Below are 20,728 nucleotides of genomic sequence, written 5' to 3'. Positions count from 1 at the left end.
AAAGAAGTATCACTCCGCCTCAGAATCAAGGGATAACTTACATCCAAGACAGTATAGACTTTAGTTCAACGTCGTTCTCACACTGAGTATGGATGACCAGATGCTTGTATTTTGCTCATTGAATGCCCGAATGCGGTATCTGTGCAAGCTTGAAGGCAGCAACTCTACATGTGCCCATGATGGATCCGTCGTAATTGCAACAACCTGACCATCTGCTTCAACCTCATACGACGATGCGCCCGCAATAGAATCCCAAGTCAATGAAACACTTGTTTTATCCGCGGTACCTTTGAGAATTGGGGTTGCAAGTTGTGTAGTCTGTATCAGAGCTTCACTCCAAGCTCCTGCACCGATCGCATTTTTGGCACGAATACGGAAGGTGTGTTCTGTGTTCGCTGTAAAGTTGTTGCGTGAATACGTTGTTCCTGTTACAGCTACAACAACACCATCAACCTCAAGGTCATAACCACTAGCACCTGTAGCTGCATTCCATCGTATGGCGATAGAGTTGGCTGTTGTTGTATTTACACTTAAACCAGAAACCACTGCTGGCAACGTAGTTGAAGAATATATCGCTGTCCATGCACTGCTATTAATTTCTGTTAATGCACGTACACGGTATTTATGAACTGTCCCACCAAGTAAATCACGGTGTGTGTATGTCGGTTCACTTACACGATCTACAACGACTCCATCTGCTTCAATCTCATATGCTGTTGCATCTGCAATTGGAGCCCAGTTTAGAGTAATTGCTGTTTCTTCTGATGTCGTTTTGACAATAGGCACATTAAGCTGAGTATAGGCTGTTACAATCTCGCTCCAGGCACCCGTTCCAGCAGCATTTTTGCCGCGGATACGGAAGGTATGCTCTGTGTTCGTGATCAAGCCTGTTTTGGTATATGCCACGCCTGTTACAGGTACCACTACACCATCAATCTCTAGATCATATGCAGTTGCTCCAGTGACAGCATTCCATTTTAATGCAATGGCTGTATTAGTCACTGAAGAGGTACTCAGTCCTGTTACCAAACCAGGTATTGTATTTTGCGTAAGGACAGCCGTCCATGCACTTGTATTGGTGTCCGTCAATGCTCTCACACGATATTTATGGGCGGTTCCTGCAAGTAACTTATTATGCACATAGGTTGGCTCATCCACAGTGCCTACGATGGTACCGTCTGCTTCAACTTCATATGCGGTTGCATCTTTAACTTCTGCCCATGTCAATGTAACAGCGGTCTCTTCAGACGTTGCTTTCAGAACTGGTGTAGTAAGCAGTGTCGTACCTGGTAACAGATCACTCCATGCACCAACACCTGCTGCATTTTTGGAACGAATCCGGAAGGTATGATCTGTATTTGCACCTAATCCACTCTTCGTATACACTAATCCGCTAACTGAAACAACCGTACCGTCAATTTCCAGATCATATCCGGTAGCGCCAGTCACTGCATTCCATTTCAATGCAATGGCTGCACTTGTTGTAGAAGTAACGTTCAGACCGGTTACTGATCCCGGTAATGTACTTTGTGTCAAAATAGCTGTCCAGATACTGCTATTGGTATCGGTCAATGCGCGTACTCGATACTTGTGGGCAGTACCCGGGAGGATATCCTCATGGGTGTATTTAGGATTAGCAACAGTTCCAACGACAACCCCATCGGCCTCCACTTCATACTTGGTCGCATCGGTAACCTCTGGCCATGTAATTGTAATTGCCGTCTCCTCTGATACTGCCTTCAGGATTGGCACACTCAACTGTGTTACACCTGTCACCAGATCACTCCATGCACCCACACCTGCTGCATTTTTGGAACGAATTCGGAAGGTATGATCCGTATTCGCACCGAGACCACTTTTCGTATACACTAATCCGCTAACTGAAACAACCGTACCGTCAATCTCCAGATCGTACCCAGTTGCTCCTGTCACCGCATTCCATTTCAGTGCAATGGCTGCGCTTGTTGTAGAAGTAATTGTGAGGCCTGTAACAGAGCCTGGTAGAGTATTTCGAGATAGAACAGCTGTCCACGCACCTGTGTTATCTTCTGTTAACGCACGCACACGGTATTTATGTGCTGTTCCAGGCAACAAGTTGCCATGTTGGTACGTCGGTTCACTTACTGTTCCTACAATGATTCCGTCTGCCTCAATCTCATATTTCGTAGCATCTGTAACATCAGGCCAGGTTAATGTAATCGACGTTTCTTCGGATGTACCTGTCAAAACAGGCGTATTGAGCATCGTTGTGCTAAGAATTGCTTCACTCCATGCGCCCACTCCAGCTGCATTTTTGGAACGTACGCGGAACGTATGATCCGTATTCGCCCCCAGGCCACTTTTCGTGTAAACCAATCCACTGACCGGCACAACCGTGCCATCAATTTCTAGGTCATATCCGGTTGCACCCGTAACTGCGTTCCATTTCAGCGCAATAGCTACGTTCGTTACCGAAGTTACATTTAACCCTGTCACAGATCCGGGCAATGTATTTTGCGACAAAACAGCAGTCCATGCACTCATGTTCGTTTCTGTCAAAGCACGTACACGATATTTATGTGCTGTTCCAGGTAACAAATTCATATGTTGATATGTTGGTTCATTAACCGTACCTACAATGATTCCATCTGCCTCAATTTCATACTTTGTTGCATCAGCTACATCGGCCCAAGTCAATTGAATAGCTGTTTCTTCTGATGCAGCTTTCAACACCGGTGTGTTTAGTAGCGTTGTTGCTGTAATTACTTCGCTCCATGCACCTACACCCGCCGTGTTTTTGGAACGCACGCGGAAGGTGTGTTCTGTATTGGCTGCAAGTGCAGTTTTGTTATAAGTCAATCCACTGACCGGAACGACTGTCCCATCAACTTCTAGGTCATATCCTGTTGCTCCCGTAACCGCGTTCCATTTGACCGCTATAGTCGTATTGGTGGCTGTCGTCACAACCAGACCTGCAACGGAATCCGGGAGCGTACTTTGTGTTAATACGGTTGTCCATGCGCTTGTATTATTCGCCGTTGCTACACGTACACGATATTTGTGAGATGTACCCGGCAATATATTCAGATGTGTGAATGTAGGCTCTGTAACAATGGATACCACGCCATCCGCTTCAACCTCATATTCGGTAGCATCAGCTATAGCCGGCCATGTTAATGTAATAGCCTCTTTCTCTGACGTAGCCTTTAATACAGGTGTATTAAACAGAGTTCGACTTGTTACAAGCTCACTCCATGCCCCAGCCCCTGCAGCATTCTTCGAGCGAATACGGAAGGTATGCTCTGTATTGGCACCAAGCCCACTTTTGGTGTAAGTAGAACCTGTCACTGCAACAACTACACCATCGATCTCCATGTCATATCCCGTAGCACCTGATACAACGTTCCATTTCAAAGTGATCGCTGCATTCGTCGCCGCACTAACCACTAGTCCAGCAACGGAACCAGGTAATGTATTTTGTGCTTTGATCGCTGACCAGGCACTTGTGTTATTCTCACTGATTGCTCGTACACGATATTTGTGTGCTGTCCCTGGTGTAAGTCCTGCATGGTTGTAGATTAAATCCTCTATCCCTTCAACAACAACTCCGTCTGCCTCAACTTCATAGGAGGTAGCTCCGTCCACTGCTGCCCAGACAAGAACAACCTCTTCTTGCGACGGACTAGCTTCAATTACGGGTGTGCTCATCTGAGTAATGCCTGTGATTGGATCACTCCAGCTTCCTGCTCCACCCGCATTTTTGGGTCTAATTCTAACACTATACTCGGTATTTGCTGTCAGTCCTGTCTTGCTATACGTCGTGCCAGTAACAGCTGTAACTACTCCATTGATCTCTAAGTCATATCCAGTAGCACCCTTAACCGCCGTCCAAGCCAAAGTCAGCTTATTAAACGTAACATCGGTAACCTTTAATCCATCAGCACGATCTGGTACCGTTAGCTGACTTACGGATTTACTCCATGCACTCTCATTGTTAGCCGAGAAGGCTTTCAGAACGTAGGTGTGCGTTGAATTAGCTTCTAAGCCTTCATGCACGTAGGAAGTTACATTTCCAAGCTCAATCGGTGTGCCACCATCAATCTGTAATTGATAGCGATCGGCGAATTCAATTGCCTTCCACTCAATCGTATTTTTACTCTCTTCTGAAGTTACTTTTAGCACGGGCTTCTCTAGTAAAGTTGTTAGTTCAAACGGTTCACTCCACTGCCCTGCCCCTATCGTGTTAACCCCACGCACTCTATAAGTGTATGTAGTATTCGGTTTAAATGGAGAAGTTCGATATTGCACTCCATAAAACGGTTCTTTTACTACGCCATTTTCTTCAATCTCATACTGCACTGCTTGCTCAGCAGCATTCCAGTTCACATGAATTGCAGTATCACTCGCAGTCGCCGCTAAGTTAACAGGCGTAGCTGGAACTGTAGTAATTGGTGTCTTCGTTCCGGTTTCCTTCACAAAACTAAAGGATTCTGCTTTTCGTGTGTAATACGGATTCAGGTTGGAAACAAAATCGACTACTCTTCCTGTATCAGCATCAACAATCAAACTAAGTTGTGTTGCTTCATAACTTTGTACATATCTTGGTGTTTCCATGCCGAACTCATCCACTTTGGAAATGTTCCAGTATCCCGGTTCTTTTCCAGACTGTCTAAACTCCATAACACTGTAATACTCCCACACCTCATTAAAATCAATGAGAAATGCGTTATTCACTTTGCCAGCGTACGTGGACGTGTACGAACCAAAAGTTACATTGGTTATATCCTGTACTGTTCCGCGAATCGACTGGCTTCTTGAAAAGGAATAACCCGTAGCCGAAAAACTGTATGATCTCGCCCAACCAAGATCGATCGGCACCTGATTCACGCTAAGTGTGTCACCCTGCCGTGAAAGGACATAACGGTAATCCTTATCAGATGATACAATCGTACCGCTCGCTGCATGTGCCCGGTTCCCCCCGTACACGCCAAACTGTCCGAATACCAGTACAAATACTAGTAAACGGACAGTCCATACATACAACCCATTTTTTCGTCTTGCAACCACCGTTCTTCTCCCCTTCAAATAGATATATTGTGCCCCTCCCGAAGCTGTCACCTGTGGTAAATGGCAGAATTATCTATTCTACACTATTATAGCAATCCCTCTTTTTTCATGGAAATTTTTTCTTGATTGTAAACTCTCATCATTATTTCGTTAAACAACTGATATTTAAAATGATTATAATGCATAGAAGATGGACTCATACAGTATTTACTCATTAATAAAAGAACATATATTCGCACCGAAGATATAGTCCTTTTTTCGTTTTCAAGAGGAGTTATCTCGTTAAAGCTAATCACAACTATATAGACAGTTTTTCTTCATATTCTCATCAAAATTAGTTCCTTGCGCCATCCATAGAAGTTCAAGATCTCGCTAATGTTAAGGTGTAAATCTCGATAGGTATGCCGTGAGAATATCCTGTATTCAATATAACCCGTCCACAAGCATCCAAGGTGCTCCCTGTTGTATAAATGTCATCTACAAGTAGCAAGCGTAGCGGCTGCCTTAGATTAGTAGTGGGGTTGGTCATTGATGATGGATGCGTTGAATGTTGTACTTCTTCGTATATAGAAGAGGTTGCGGGGAGCTGGAGTGGGTGCACTTGTGAATGGTAATGAGCCTCCCCTTGCAGTGATTGCAATAGCTCCACACCATTCGACTGGATGGCGAAAGCATCCTGCATCGTCTGAATCCGCTCGCCGCGTGTTTTGAAGCTCTGCTTCGTGGTGTTGATCTGGCGTTGCAACAGATCAACGAGGGGCAGGCGGGTCGCTGCAGCAAGTCCAGCAGCGAGTCGCTCTGCCTGATTGAAGCCGCGCTCGGCCAGGCGCTCAGCGCTGACGGGAACGTAAGTTACCGCGTCAGGCCGCCATCGCGGCTTGGAGCTCTGGAGCAGCGACTGCGGATTGCGGGTCGCTGCGAGAGGGTTGGCTCGCACATCTGTTGATGTGTGCGAGCGGTTTTGCTGAGCGTGCCCTTCATGGGGCGCGCTTGGTCGGGGTGGATGCGGGTATGCATCCACCTGATTCTGGGCAAAGGTGGCGGCATGAGCCACAGAGGCAGGGGGTTCTTTTGCCAAAGCAGCAGTCATCTCTTCGCTCATCGCCTGAAACGCCTGTACGAGCAGTGAGGTAAGGAGTGGCGCATAGCGCTGATGTCCTCGGAATTTGTACATGCCAATCCAATCTTTCATTAACTCATTGTATTGGACGGCACTGCGGTTGCAGGTGAAGGAGCGGTTTTGCATATGTGGGCGGGCACAGTCAGGGCACCCCATTCCCCGACCACACCGCGGACAACGGATGGAACGAATCCACGGAATTCGCTCCACACACTTGAGGCATATTCCAGGATACGTTGAAGATAGGAGCGCTCGTGTGTTACAGGTTAGGCAAGTCGCTCCTGGCGGGGCAAGCAGATGGTGTAATCGCCGGATCAGCGGCTGTAGGTGTTCGGTAATCGCGTCGAGCCAATAGGGCATGAGGGTTGCCTCCAGTCGTTGGATTGTTTTGAGCAGCCGTGAACTAACGTTGTTGGATTGGTTGTTTAGATGGTGGATGTAGATAGCCTTTGCGCCGGGCAATGGTGTTCATTTTTTTGATCTGACCCACGGCTTTCACTTGAGATCGTGTACGGCGAGATGATGCAAAGACAACTCTTCCTTTTGGATCATCCATGGAGCGCCCTGCTCGGCCAGCCATCTGCACGAGGGAAGCTTCGTCGAAAAGTCCGTTATCTGCATCCAGAATAAATACATCACTCCGTGGAATAGTGACACCCCGCTCCAGAATCGTCGTGGTTACAAGCAGGCGGATGGTGCGTTCACGAAATGCGATAACTTTGCTGGCACGCTCGGCGTCCTGAGATGACGTTCCTTCAATATGAATTTGTGGGAATTGACGACGCATGAGGTTCACAAACGCCTCAATCTGCGCAATTCGGGTAACAAAAACGAAGATTTGTGCATCTCTCTGTAATGAAATCTGAATGCCTTTCTTCAGAGCAGCTGGAATACTGCCTTGCCGAATGCACTGAGCCACCGTGGACATCTTCAACAGCTGAGGTACAGGCAATGGGTGACGATGAAAACGTACGGGTACTCTCGCATGAAGTAATCTTCCTTGTGCAACTTCTCTCTGCAGCCTGGATGGAGGGGTAGCAGATAAATACACAAAATGTCCGTCAGGCTTGCACGAGTGCGTGGCCGCATGGGCGAGCATCGGATCATTATGGTAAGGAAATGCATCTAATTCGTCGATGATCACTAGGTCAAACCCTCGGTAGAAACGCATGAGCTGATGCGTGGTCGCCAAGGTGAGCTGGGCGTCTTTCCAACGTTCGGTGCTGCCGCCATAGAGTGTCGCAAGTGAAACGTCTGGAAATGCCTTCGCAAGCCGCGGCGCTAGCTCCAATACCACGTCTCTACGCGGTGTAGCAACGAGTGCCCGACCGCCACGCTCCAAAATGTGGTTCAACAGCGGGAAAATCATTTCCGTCTTGCCCGCTCCCGTCACAGCCCACAGCAAAAACCTCCCCGGCTCGCCCCCTGCGGGCGGCTGAGCCAAAAAAGCCAGCGCCGCGGCAGCAGCCTCGCTCTGCGCAGGGCTAAGCCCCCACCGGCTCAGATCATCGCCGGTGGAAACACCCGCCGTGCCACGCGATGCTTCGCCTCGTACGGGCACGACCCCAGGCGCTGCGCTACGCAGCAGCAGCGCACAGGCACGGCTGCGCCCCAGCGCGAGGCAGGCCTCGCAGTAGGCGCACGCCGCTTGGCCGCACGCAGCGCAGGGCACGCGCTGCTCGGCTACGCTGCCGCACCGGCGGCAGCGCGGCGCGCTCTGCGCGCTACCCAGCCACGCACGGCGACGCCGCGTGGCAGGCCACTCCAGGGCGGCAGCGATGCTAAGCCGCCCATGTAGGTGCGCGAGCTGCGCAGCCGCGCGCCAGGCAGAGGCAAGCGGCGGGGCGTTGTCCGCCAGCAGCGCCTCTGCCTCGGCCGCCAGCAATTGGCGGCCGTGTAATTGCTCAGCCAGCAGGGCAGCGCCCTGTTCGAGCTGAGCCCATGCCCAGGCGGGATACGACTCTGGAATCCCGCCACCCCTACCCCGCAGTGCGGCAGCTTCATGCCTGCCGCCACCTGCGCTACGCCGGGCTTCGTGTTCCCCGGAAGCCCGCTCATACGCTTCTATTTTGCCGCGCACATATGCCTGCCACTGTTCTTCCCGCCACTGATCCATATCTCGTTCCATGCGAAAATGCTCTACCATCCACGATGCCTGGCTTAACGGTAACGCCTCATGCAGCAACAGCCAACGAGACACACGCCGACCACTCGCTCCCTCCAGCCACCAACTCACATCCACACGGATGTCCAGTGACAACATCATGCTCCATCCAAGCTCTACCCTACATACATACAACGCCACTCTCACCTAGTTCCCCTCCCTTTCCCCATCAAGATGCACAATTCAATCCACACTCACATCCAAGTAAAACGAAAAAAGCACATGCTCTCCCAGCGATTCGCCGGCGCATGTGCTTCATGTCCATTTTTTCAAACACTCATTATTCTATTTACTGTTCTTCATCCTTATCATGACATGGCTGCCCTGGTGCGGCAGTACATACAAGAATAGATTCTCCAGGCTCAAGTACACGTCCATTGAACATGAATTTAAATGTCGTGTCAGGCGAGGTACCGTATATATCCGGAATATCTTGCACATCAAAATCATCTAAGGACAGCTTCTCCTGTGTAGGAAGGTCATCCATATTATCGGTTTCAGCAACTGTTGTGTTTGGATCAACACTCAGGCCACTATAGATTATACCCAACAACACTAGCAAACTAATTAAAGACTGCTTCAATTCTTTCACCTCAGTAATTCGTCCATTCCGCTGATATGTACACATTCCAATCAATATCCATAATAAGTAATTATATGGACATTACTACCACCGGTCAACTCTCACATCCTTGCAACAATAAGACAACGATTAAGAAGCAAGCTACTAAGAGGTAGATCACATATTCGCAAAAGATATATTTGGCAAAGGTGCCTCTATTGCTATCCTTCATTCATAGGAGTCAATTCACCCTATACAATACTTTTGAGCATTCCTCTAATAACGAGAATCTTTCTAATTATTATGCGAAACTTTTTCCAGAAGAAATCGTCTATACTTTTAAGTTAAGATTTCCGAGTTCAAATGAGTCTTTGGCAATGGGATATCAGCGAGTCAAAAAGCATATGTCCTTAGAGCGTCCATTGTACAATCGATCTAACTCGAATCGTCCCAATGTAGTTTCGCTCTGCAACATCCAATTCTTTAGCGCAATATCCATACATTGCATAAAAACCCATTTTCAATTTAATAGCAACCTTGACTACAATTACAAAAAAAGACTACAGCCAATGCTGTAATCTTTTCTGCGGATCTATACAACCTGACTAATCCAGGTCACAACATTGTTCACTGCTTAGATTCACGTAGGTCAATTAAACGAATCCTATGCTTCTCCGTCTGTAGAACCTGTTCCATATCAGAGGGGACAACAGGCAAGTAAGATAGCTCCATGCCTTGCCTGAGCATTAGCTTCTCAATAATACGAACTGTCTCCGTTTCCTTACGTTCAGCGACAACCGTCATCGTGAAGCTTTTTCCACGGTAGAGCAATTCCCGGCAAAGTGCCCTTACAATACCTTCGATCCGATGTTCCTGATTAGAAGGAATGAGCAGAATCTGCTCGAAGCCTTCGGATTCCGGACGGGATAGATGGCGCTGGTGTATCGCATGAACGGCCACTGCCGCCAGGAAGTATATGAGCAGAATCATAGTCAAATGAGCAACCATGGCAACTGCACCTCCTCGGAAGGTTATGCTCACCCATGGCGAACATCCCTGTATACAGCAGTATATGCCGCACACTACGAAGGGTTACAGTTACATATGTGAAGACTCACATCGCTTATCTCGCGTATTCCAAGATACTATCTTGGACAACCTCTTATCCCCGATCGACGCTGGAGACAAAAGAAAGGCTAGATCATTACTCATCCATGCTCAACGTTGAACAGATGTTCCGTACACCTTTACTCTTTGCTCATTTGCAGCAATAAAGTCTATTAACCCGCGAACTAATCCAATATTTGGAAAAGGCGCGAGTGAACAGTAATCTATAATCAAACATTTAACTAATCATACATAGGTACTTTTCATTATTAAAGATTAGAGCGTAACCCAACCATATTTGATCGAGTTGATAACAGCCTGTGTACGGTCATCCACTTCCATCTTCTGCAGAATGCTGCTGACATGGTTTTTAACGGTTTTTTCACTGATGAACAAGAATTCACCAATCATTTTATTGCTCTTACCTTCAGCCATCAAACGCAATACTTCAGCCTCACGACGAGTCAATGGGTTATTATCGCCAGCGACAAACTTCACGCCTGCCTCTTTGGAAGTTCCCTCACTCATCGCACCAGTTTCATTCAGATACGTCATACGGCGCAGTTGCATAATCAATTTGCCTGTTACTTTAGGGTGGATAAATGCATGTCCCTCATGAACAGAACGAATCGCATTAATTAGAGACTCTGCCTCCATATCCTTCAGCAGGTATCCGTTAGCCCCTTTACGAAGCGTTTCAAATACATAGCTCTCATCATCATGGATCGACAAAATTATAACTTTGACATCCGGGAACAGCTCACGCAATTTCTCTGTTGCTTCAACCCCGTTCTCGATTGGCATGTTGATGTCCATCAAGACGATGTCTGGTTTCTCCTGATTGCAGAATTCGAGCACTTGAATCCCATCACCACATTCACCGATGACCTCAATGTCGTCCTCCATATTCAAAATGCGTTTAAGCCCTTCACGGAACAGCTGATGATCATCAGCCAAAAGAACTTTAATTGATGTTTTACCAGTATCACGGTTTTCCATCCTGCTACTCCTTTCCCTTATCCACGTTTGTCGGGATATGAATCACGATTTTGGTTCCTTGATTTTCGCCCGATTCGATCTCTATTCTTCCTTCTAACAGTTCAACCCGCTCTCTCATCCCAATCAGACCGAAGTGGGTATGATCCTTGCTTTTCTGTGCAAGAAGCTCCGGTTTGAACCCAAGCCCATTGTCTTGAACGACAATTTTGACGAGCTGAGCCTGGTATGTAATTTCCACTACAACATAAGTGGGATAAGCATGCTTGGCCGCATTGGACAGCCCCTCCTGCACGAGACGATAGATCGCAGCCTCCATAGCAGAAGATAAACGATGTTCCTTGCCTCTGGTTTCAAAAAGCGCGCGGATTTTTGTTTTTACTTCAAAATCCTGCACGTACTTGCGAAGCGTTGGAATTAATCCCAGGTCATCCAGTGCCATTGGACGCAGATTGAAGATTACTTTTCTCATTTCTTCAAGACTGGAACGAACCTGGCCCTTCAAATCTACTATTTCGGCCTGAACCATCTTAAAATCCTGCTTAATGAGCATTCTTTCTACAATTTCCGTCCTAAGCACTAGATTGGCAAGCATCTGCGCAGGCCCGTCATGAATCTCACGTGCAATACGTTTCCGCTCTTCTTCCTGGGCCAAAATTATTTTCAAACCTATCATTTGTCGATTCTTGGCAGATTCGATAATCCGGGTCACTTGACCTAGTTCACCTGACAGATACTCCAAGACAACACCCATTTGGGAACCGATGGTCTCGGCACGCTCTACGGAAGCCTCCACATTTTTGGCACGCTTCTGCAGATCATCCCGGCGGGCTTTGAGATACATTTCCTTCTCACGATAAATCATCAGATCCAGCTGCAACTGTGTCGCTTTCTCATACGCCTGCTTGATATCATGCTCGGAATAGCGTACGAAGTCACGACTCACCTCGGTAAGCCGAATCCGGGAGCGGCGGTAATTAAGCTCCAATTGATCTACTTTCTCGATCGTTTCCGCCGCTTCCTTCAGAACAGACTTCAGCTCTTCATTGAGGGTTTTGAGCTCCTCACGCGTCGAGTCCATGATTTCGAACATTTGATATTTGCTGTTTTCCATGACTTGTATGGCGTTTTTTATGACGCGGTCTATGGCATCGGCTTGTAAATCCACGTTTGTTCGACTCCATTTCTATCGTTTCCGGTATATATCATACCATATCACGATGAGATGGTAACGGTCTTCGTTTTCTGTTCCCATTTTACAGTCAATCCAAGTTGCTCGGAAACGAGACGAAGAGGGACTAAAGTCCTACCCCCTGATACATACGGAGCTACAGTTGCACTCTGTCTTTTACCATTAATAATGAATTCTTTCTGACCAACCACCAGATCAATCAACTTTCCACCACGCAAAACGGTAATACGTTGATTTTTGCTATCCCAGCTCGCCTGTCCGCCAAATGCATCCAATACATGCTTAATTGGTACATACGTTGTTCCATTTTTCAATACAGGTGCTGCATCAATCGCTTTTTTCGTTCCATTAACGGTCATCGACTTCTGTCCAAGCACTAGGGAAGCTGTGCCCGTCGGCAGTCCAACCTCGCTTGATTTAGATGGCATCGTGAAGGCAATATTGTCAAAAGCAACCTTACCTGTCATCGCACGCTCGTCCTGACCCTCTTCCACATTAACCACGTACACTCGCTTCAGCTTCGCTGGGTAAGCAATATTCAGACCGTTCAGATCGACATTCACCTTCTTCCAACCTGTCCAATCAATTGCCTTCGCAAGATCAGCATAGACGGTTTTGCCATTCGCATCAGTGAACTCTGCACGGAGCCAGTTCAAGCTCTTATCGCCCATCACATCTAGGGACATGGAGGTTGCCGCCGCAGATACTTCTCTGCCAACTGTACCGTTGAGTTGTGCATAAGCATACATTTTACCTGTTCCTGCAGTCATATCATAGCCCAGTTCAAGCACCTTGGAACCTGACTTCTCACCAGTTCCATTTACAACCGTTGCTGAACCCGTCACACCCGCTGCATTCGTAGTGAAGTTAATTGGGTAATTCACGTTCTCAAAGTTCTCCCACATCGTCTCACTTGCAGCAGCAGAGAGTACTACAACTGTGCTATAGCCATCGTAACGACCAATCGCATAACCTACCTGTGCTCCCGAATTGACCGAAGATACCGTCAACTGATCTCCTGCAACCTTACCTTTGAATCCGATAAATTCCCAAGTCAGTGAATCTGCCGGAACCGTTACGCTCTGTCCATCTTTCGTCTGTGCAGTAACCGGGATAGAAATCGTTGATCCTGCTTTCAGTGAGCCAAGCCCTGATCCAGCCTTCAAGGAAGCAAGTTCGTTTCCACCGAGCACTGTGACCTTAATAGAAGAGGAAGCACCATTGCTTGATGCAGTCAGTGTAGCTGTTCCTGGCTTCACGCCTTTGATCACACCATTACTCACACTTACAATGCCATTGTTGCTCGACTTCCATGAGAAGTTAAGATCCCCTGTTGCAATTGGATTGTAATACGTGTCATAGCCTTTGGACGTATACGTTCCTTGCTGACCAACTAACAATGTTTTGCTGCCACTAATGGCGAAGCCTTTCAGTTTACCTTCTGGAGCCGTGGAGAATACCCCCAGTGTATTAACAACCTGACGTTGCTCCGTACCATACTCTGTGTTGAAGGTAAGACCTGCAGACTGCTCTCCTAATGGACGGGTTACCATTGTAGTTGATCCACCGCCGTCCAGATTCATACCTTTCCATACGCCGACACTGGTCATGAAGGATTGCAGTTCGTTTAGCGACATGCCGCTACTGTTACTGTTTTTCTCTGCAGCAATAATGTACACGTAACGACCATCCTGCGAGTATCCCACCGCTGTTCTTGCGCGAATACCACCGATACCGGATGAGGCAATGTCACGGGAAAATGCCGCCGCTTTGCCCCCATTCACCAGAATGGTGTGTCCACCAATCATCATGTCCAGATTACTCGGATCAACCGTTTGCCCTGTCGTTTTGGCTTTTAACTTGTAATCCGCAGTGAGTGGCTGACCAACAGACAGATGACTCATGATCCACGTTGCCGCCGTTCCATGAGCACGCAAAATGTATCCATCTGCTGGCACCTTCATGTTCAGTGCTTTTTTATCGGATATTTGGGTGATTACGCCGTTCTGTACGAGTACTTCAGTTGGTGTGGTGGAAGGGTCATTCGGACGTTTATCCGAAATCCAGGCTGATGTATAAATATACATCGAGTTCGCATGGCTGTACTTCACCGCGCCGGATTCTACCGTATAGTCCTCTTTATTTATCCCACGCAGAGCGAAGGTTGAACCATCACTTGCTTTTACTGTGCCATCAAAAGAATATTCATCAATCATCGGCTTGCCGTCTTTGGTTACCGTGAGAGCATACATCCCTGACAGTTCAGAAGGTGTAGAGATCAGAACGCCATCCGATACTTGTCCACCAATGGGCGCTAGCTCGCCAGATACGTTGAAATAATCGCCATTTACTGCGGCAACTGCTTCATTTTCCTTCGCCATGCCACCCGTGCTCTGTTTCGTGTTCAGCGTACCGCCTTTACCTGTCATCACATCTAGCTTCACATACGGATTCTGTAAGTCCACTTGGATAACGTCGGCCAGGACATTCACCTTAGAGCCTGAGCGTGTCGTCGTATATCTGTATTTCATTAGCTTCGCACCGGAAGTGAGAATCTCTTCTCCCAGCTTCGTTGTATTTGTAGATGCCGCTGCAGCCACGGATTGCCATGAGGTTCCAGACAAGACCTGTTGTCCTACATCCATAACCGGTGCAATCCAGATTACGCCTGCCAGCGTCACGATCATCCATTTCTTCGCCTTACTACCCTTAACGTCTACCAGCTGTTTCTCGCGTTTCCCCAGCATGTTCGAAACGTCTCTCCCATCTTGTATATCAATCTTAGAGATTACACCTCTCTACCAAAATGCAGAAAAAGGCTAGATCTCTAGCATACTCTTCTATTAATAGACTTCTATTTCAGGAAAAAGTTACGCCCATCACCAAGATTGAGGGTTATATTGGAATTCAAAAAAGCTGCCGCCTGTGAATTACAGACAGCAGCTTTAATGAATTGCTTAGGATTCTTTTAGAATGTACTTTATAATGGCACACGTATCCACCTAATCCCACCTTTAATTAATAGTTAAGGACATTTGTATTCAAATTAAACAAAAGCCGCTATACCACCTTTTACAATATATACTGTCATTCTATTACTACACTCTGAAGAATTTAAACCATATGATTTCAAGCTAGTAGTTGGAAACTCCAAGCCCCCACAGCGGACTTTCACCGCCTAGTTAATCACCATTGTTTGGCACACATAGAAAAGACCTTGAGGATTCCCCAAGGTCTATGAAGTCATTAGTTCACTGGACAGATTTACGACATAAAAGTAAATTACCTGTTCCAATAGCATATAACGCCCACTAGGTTAGCACGTTGGTATACCATTTCCCTACTATTATGCATACATGTCTTCAAGGTTTACTTTTAAGTTATTTCAGGGAACTTTTTTCCGAAATATTCGTCAGATAGCTCCCCTTCAATTGAATACTCAATGTCATAATAATACGCTGCAATCTCTGTCTCTGGATGCAATAATTCAAGACAAACTCTAAAGAATGGATATAGCCTATTTCGGTCATTGATTATTAACTCAACACATTTGTATTCTATAATAAAATCTTTTAATTTAAGCCCATCAGGTAATGAATCATCTTCTTCTTTCAAATAATTATTTTGACAATTCGTAATCATTTCTTCAAAGAAGATAATTGAACTTATCTTGAGTTTGTCAAAATGATATATTTCATTAAAATATTTTTGTAAATCAAATAAGTTCATATATAGTCCTCCTATTTTCCGGTTTTAATGTAATCAAAGACCAGCCCCCCCTTCTCATCTAGCCTCCCATACACTCTTACGTGATTTGGCGCTTTAGCCACTTTTAATTTTACAATGTATAAATTTCCTTTGTGAGTTAATTGTTCTCCTTGAGATAAGAGGATAATACCGTTATCTCCATATCTCGCATTAGCCAACCCTTTTTGCATCGCTCTTGCGAACTGCTGATTTAAACCAAGCTTTCTTAGAGCATCAAAGGTAGGTCGTGCTATCCAACGAGATGTGGGAAGAAGTAATGAGGACGATCCGCTGATGCCAAGTGAGCTACTTACTCTTCCAGATAAAAAACTACCAGCTACTGAGGTCCAAGCTACTTTAACATCAAAACTATCTTGTCCGTTCTCATAGGCTGACAACAACTGCCCTTTTGCCATATTCGCATTATATGGGGAATTAATATATGCACCGCTAGTTTGGGTTAATTGTGCATATAAATTAGAAAATTTAACACCTTTATCATTGTAGACCTTAGTAAAAACTTTATCTAGGCTGGATTTATAGGAGTTATCTCCTTTCATTGCCGCATTCAACATCATTTCAATTTCGTAATACGTCGAAGTTTTTCGATGCCCACTTGGATCAACATATTTCAACGGATTGTTATGAACATACGGATACAAGTTCAAACTCAGTGGATCATTTAGTTCCCCTTCGTACGTATCCTCACCGATGAATCGTGCCATGCTAGGGTCATACCACCGAGCTCTCAAGTATTGAAGCCCTACTGTCTCATCCCAATACTCCCCTGCATAGCGAAGTATATTGGGCACATTTTCTTCCGTTGTTAACGGTCCACCCCAGATATCATACGTATATTTATTTAATTCTTGACCTGTATCGTCCACAAGCCCGATGACATCTCCGTGTCCGTTCAACTGGTAGTATTCTAATTTGCCTGTCTTCTTGTCCTGCCGAGCCCATAGCTGTCCATACAAGTCATAGATATAAGCGTAAGTAAGCTCCACCTTGCCGGATGTTACAACTGCTTCAGCCATCAGTTTGGCTTCTTCATCATAATAATACCGAACCGTCTGCTCACCTTCGGTACGTTCATACAATAACCCATCTCCGTTGTAGCTATAGGTCACCGTTTTGCCTTCACCTGTTGCTTTAATCAGGCGGTTCTGGCTGTCATACGTGTACTGCGCATCTTTCAGCCCATAGACCTTATTATTTCCTGTACTGTACCGATTACCATTAGAGTCGTATGTGTATGTTTCCTGTTGTGTACCCGTTTCGGCCTGAATCCGGCTCAGTTCATCATACGTATATTGATCAGCCTCTCCGTTCTGTGTCCGAGAAGTGATATTTTTGTTTCCATCGTATTCATAAGTAAACTGATGTACCGTGGATGTCCCTTGAGAAATAGTAACTCCTAATAGATCATATCCGCTGAACTGGTAACTTGTACTAAGTCCTTTACCAAAAGATAATTTTTCCAACATGCTGTTTGGTGCATAACTGAACGTCATTCGATCCACAATTGTTGTTCCTGAGGTAATGTCCATGGAAGTTACCCGGTTCATAGCATCTACTTCACCGTGAACACGCAATGCTTGTCCTTGTGCATCTGTCATGGTATACCCTAGACGTTGCTGGGTATTACTTTCATATTTCAGCTGTGTTCCATCTGGAAACGTTAGTCCATCTAACATACCATCTGATACTTGATAACTGTACGTGGTTTTCCCATGATCGTCAGTCATTGATATTCTGCGTCCAACATTATCGTACGTGTAAGATACGCTCGTATCCGGCGCCTTCATGCTAGTGAGCATGTTGTCACTGTTGTAGGTATATTCTATTACTTGACCAAGTCGATCTTGCTTCTTGACTAGATTACTTCGTTTATCATAATAGTAGCTGGTTGCAGAACCATCCAGAATAGTAGGTGTTTGTTTAATCAATCTTCCCAACTCATCATACTGTTTGGTTACCGTCTGTCCGTTCGGCGATACCACCTGCGTTACTTGACCTTGATTGCTGTAGAAATAGCGACTTGTTTCTTCTTTAGGTGTCGTCGCAGCCGTTATTTGTCCAATCGCATCGTGCGTATAAGTCGTTCGCTCTCCGTTGCCATCAACGGATGCTATTACGTTTCCGTCCAGATCGTACTCGTTTTGTTGTAATGGAACGTATGAACCATTTCGATATTCTTCCATCACTGTCAAGCGGCCTAATAGATCCTTCTTCTCTCGGGTTTTGTTACCAGCCGCGTCCTCATAGGTTACCATCCGATCGACAAAATTATAGGTTGTGGTTGAGGTGGACTTATCTGGGTACTGTGTCTTGGTCGTTTGTCCAAATGCATCAACTACAAATCTTGTAACATTCCCTTCTGCATCTTCAACAGCTGTAACATTACCTTCACGATCATAGGCATACTTGTAAGTAGCTTCTGCTGTTTGCTCTTCAACCAATAAATCCAATGGATTGTACTGCTCTTTGGTAATTATACCGTCTGGTGCAGTATTGATAATGATATTTTTGGTATCATCATAGGATGTCATTGATTTGGTACCGTCAGCATGTATGGACTGAAGGATCCGTCCTGCTTGATCATACTGATATACTTCTGCTTCACCAGAAGGATCTGTTGTTTTGGTCAATTCACTGGCACCATTATACTCATAGGAGTCCACATAAGATTCTCCTTTGCCAGCGACATCATTTACAATGATGGTTCTCGATTGAACTAAATGTCCCGCGTTCGTATCATAACTTAGAGTTGTGACGCTGTCTTTTGCCAGATAACCGCCCTTATCTGTGGTACTTACCACTCTTCCTTTACTGTCCAGCTTCAATTCCGATTCAGAGAGTAGCTGTCCACCATATCCATTTTTAGTTGTACTTTTCAAGACGGTACCTTGGCTGTTATATGTTGTTTCGGTGTATCTCTCCAATGAACTATTAATCTTGGTTGTCGATCGAATAGGCTTGATCCAATGATATGGTGTTCTTCCTGTTTCATACGCATACGTTGATTCTTGCCCTGTGCTAAGCTTTTCGGAAGTTACCATTCCGTTCTCATCATATGTGTAAGTCGTGCTCAGTTTTTCGCCATTACGGCCACCCTCACTAACCCACTCTGTCATTTGAATGGGAAGGTTCCGCTTCGTTTGACTGTCATACTGGAACTCCGTGGAAGAAGTTGTGTCATCTCCAGTTAACATGTGCTTATCTGCATAAACCAAATCTGGATGCGCTGCAGCGTTAAACGTTTTGGAAAACATCCAAGTATCTACAGTGTTCTCTGCTTTTACTTTCGTTGTCCATGATGCAGATTGACCATAGCTGTCAAGATCTTCCTCAGAGTACTCAAAGTTAACCTTGCCTAGGAAGCCTTCGCCATCTGTTGTACTAAAATGACTCTTTCTCTCTCTGACTTTGAATACGAAATGAGAGGAAGATTCTCCGATCTGCTTCAAAGCAGGAATGTATGCGTAATCCGTTATAGCTGATGAAGGGCTTGTAATACGTGATAGCAATGCTGTATGCATTACACCCTGAGCATTCTGGTTGCTTTGCAATTCAGGTAAAAAGTTAAATTTGGATTCTGGATAATAGTACGTATACGTGGTTGTCCGATCTAATGCATCCGTAAACTCTCGCAAAATACGGATCCCATCGTCTTCACGTTGTGTATAGGTTACTTTCCGATCTGTCCCGGATAGTTGTACGGTAACCTTCAGATTGTCATAAGCAAATGTCAGTGATTGACCCTCACTATTTACAATTTTTGAAATCACTTGATTTCCATTCAATGTCGTATAGTGAAAATCCACATTATTCCGGTAGCCGTCTGTGATTTGCAACAGTTCCCCGGCTTCATTAAGAAGATAATCGTAGCCGTTACGGATGGATAGACGGTAACTGCTAGATATGCCATTAACAGTAACGGTCGTATCTCGCTTAATGGTTAAGTCATTCCATACGTAACCTTCCAGTTCCAGGTTCGCGTTTAAGCGGTAATAGCCCACGCCCGGAATCAGAATATACTGATTATCTCCACGTGTCTCCATGTAAGGGATGTCCCAACGCCAGCCTTGCCCTAATCCAGCAGAAAGTTCTTCCTTACGTGGCGTAACCACATTGGCGTACGTTTGCGTCGTTTCATCATATTCAACACCAAGTTGTCCACTTGCTCTAGCGCTATCATAGACACGTGTTAAATCAAACGTAATGAGTCCAGGCAGAGAAAGGTCAGTGCTCTGAATCATCATCTCCCCTGTAGTAGCAGAGATTGATTCGGCTCCATAAGACGCCATATACAGCGATGCATCATCGCGAAGATCGACATGATCCAGACCTGTTTTGTCTATAGTCGTTCCGGTACCTGGTTCTTCATCTTCAATCGCATTCGTTGTAAATGTATTTGGTTTTGATGACTCAGGCAGCAATGATCTGGAAGGGAGCAGCCCCTCCATTTGAATTGGTTCGTTGATTTCTTGTGTTCTCAGCCACTTCTCAGCAGCCTCGCCGCCTGTGCGGTCTGTCTGTAAAGCTTTGTACAGTTGATACAACGAGTACCCTTGATCTAGCTTCTGTTCAATCCAATCTTCTTCAATCCCAAATTGTCCTTGTAAACTATGAATTGTAATGTAGGTAGCGGAAGGAAGGGAATCCCTACCTTCTGCTGCCGCTGCTGCTTGTCCTCCGTATCCAAAAGAAGTAAATCCACTAAAAATCAAAGTCGCACATAACCAAATAATCGTTAATTTCTTAAACACTTCATCACCTCAACCTAGTTAT

At 45.7% G+C, this 20,728-nt stretch carries 10 protein-coding genes; all 10 read right to left on the bottom strand.

What is annotated here, in order from left to right; genetic code table 11:
* Nucleotides 1-60: 60 nt before the first annotated feature.
* The 10 genes from M3636_RS18175 to M3636_RS18130 all read right to left on the bottom strand — a co-directional run bounded on the left by M3636_RS18175 (nt 61) and on the right by M3636_RS18130 (nt 20,706).
* Entirely contained in the window at nt 61-5,046 is a 4,986-nt protein-coding gene (locus M3636_RS18175; protein ID WP_251383465.1) for a fibronectin type III domain-containing protein, read from the bottom strand.
* A 361-nt stretch (nt 5,047-5,407) separates the two neighbouring features.
* The gene (locus tag M3636_RS18170; RefSeq protein ID WP_251383464.1) at nt 5,408-6,526 is read right to left on the bottom strand and encodes a ComFC family protein; all 1,119 of its coding nucleotides are present in this window, start codon (nt 6,524-6,526) and stop codon (nt 5,408-5,410) included.
* 43 nt (nt 6,527-6,569) lie between these two features.
* Entirely contained in the window at nt 6,570-8,477 is a 1,908-nt protein-coding gene (locus M3636_RS18165) for a helicase-related protein (RefSeq protein WP_251383463.1), read from the bottom strand.
* A gap of 142 nt (nt 8,478-8,619) precedes the next feature.
* Entirely contained in the window at nt 8,620-8,958 is a 339-nt protein-coding gene (locus M3636_RS18160) for a hypothetical protein (protein WP_251383462.1), read from the bottom strand.
* 561 nt (nt 8,959-9,519) lie between these two features.
* Nucleotides 9,520-9,900 (bottom strand): hypothetical protein, encoded by a 381-nt coding sequence (locus M3636_RS18155; protein ID WP_251383461.1) that lies wholly within the window; start codon nt 9,898-9,900, stop codon nt 9,520-9,522.
* A gap of 375 nt (nt 9,901-10,275) precedes the next feature.
* The gene (locus M3636_RS18150) at nt 10,276-10,998 is read right to left on the bottom strand and encodes a response regulator transcription factor (RefSeq protein ID WP_056693769.1); all 723 of its coding nucleotides are present in this window, start codon (nt 10,996-10,998) and stop codon (nt 10,276-10,278) included.
* A gap of 4 nt (nt 10,999-11,002) precedes the next feature.
* Nucleotides 11,003-12,163 carry a sensor histidine kinase gene (locus M3636_RS18145; RefSeq protein ID WP_128103763.1) on the bottom strand — a complete coding sequence of 387 codons (1,161 nt, stop codon included), beginning with the start codon at nt 12,161-12,163 and terminating at the stop codon, nt 11,003-11,005.
* 47 nt (nt 12,164-12,210) lie between these two features.
* Nucleotides 12,211-14,934: a stalk domain-containing protein gene (locus M3636_RS18140; protein WP_251383459.1), complete on the bottom strand. Its 2,724-nt coding sequence runs from the start codon at nt 14,932-14,934 to the stop codon at nt 12,211-12,213.
* A gap of 628 nt (nt 14,935-15,562) precedes the next feature.
* Nucleotides 15,563-15,916, bottom strand: a complete 354-nt coding sequence (locus M3636_RS18135; protein ID WP_251383458.1) for a hypothetical protein — start codon at nt 15,914-15,916, stop codon at nt 15,563-15,565.
* 11 nt (nt 15,917-15,927) lie between these two features.
* Entirely contained in the window at nt 15,928-20,706 is a 4,779-nt protein-coding gene (locus M3636_RS18130) for an RHS repeat-associated core domain-containing protein (RefSeq protein WP_251383457.1), read from the bottom strand.
* Nucleotides 20,707-20,728 lie beyond the last annotated feature (22 nt).

The organism is Paenibacillus sp. MER 99-2 (genome assembly GCF_023714095.1).
GTDB lineage: Bacteria > Bacillota > Bacilli > Paenibacillales > Paenibacillaceae > Paenibacillus.
The sequence above is the reverse complement of the archived record's forward strand: the minus strand, read 5'-3'. Positions and strand labels throughout refer to the sequence as shown.

What these genes read in the sequence shown, in the direction of transcription:
- M3636_RS18140 (WP_251383459.1), bottom strand. Translation starts at nt 14,934, where the DNA reads ATGCTGGGGAAACGCGAGAAACAGCTGGTAGACGTTAAGGGTAGTAAG.
- M3636_RS18135 (WP_251383458.1), bottom strand. Translation starts at nt 15,916, where the DNA reads ATGAACTTATTTGATTTACAAAAATATTTTAATGAAATATATCATTTT.
- M3636_RS18155 (WP_251383461.1), bottom strand. Translation starts at nt 9,900, where the DNA reads ATGGTTGCTCATTTGACTATGATTCTGCTCATATACTTCCTGGCGGCA.
- M3636_RS18170 (WP_251383464.1), bottom strand. Translation starts at nt 6,526, where the DNA reads ATGCCCTATTGGCTCGACGCGATTACCGAACACCTACAGCCGCTGATC.
- M3636_RS18160 (WP_251383462.1), bottom strand. Translation starts at nt 8,958, where the DNA reads ATGTGTACATATCAGCGGAATGGACGAATTACTGAGGTGAAAGAATTG.
- M3636_RS18150 (WP_056693769.1), bottom strand. Translation starts at nt 10,998, where the DNA reads ATGGAAAACCGTGATACTGGTAAAACATCAATTAAAGTTCTTTTGGCT.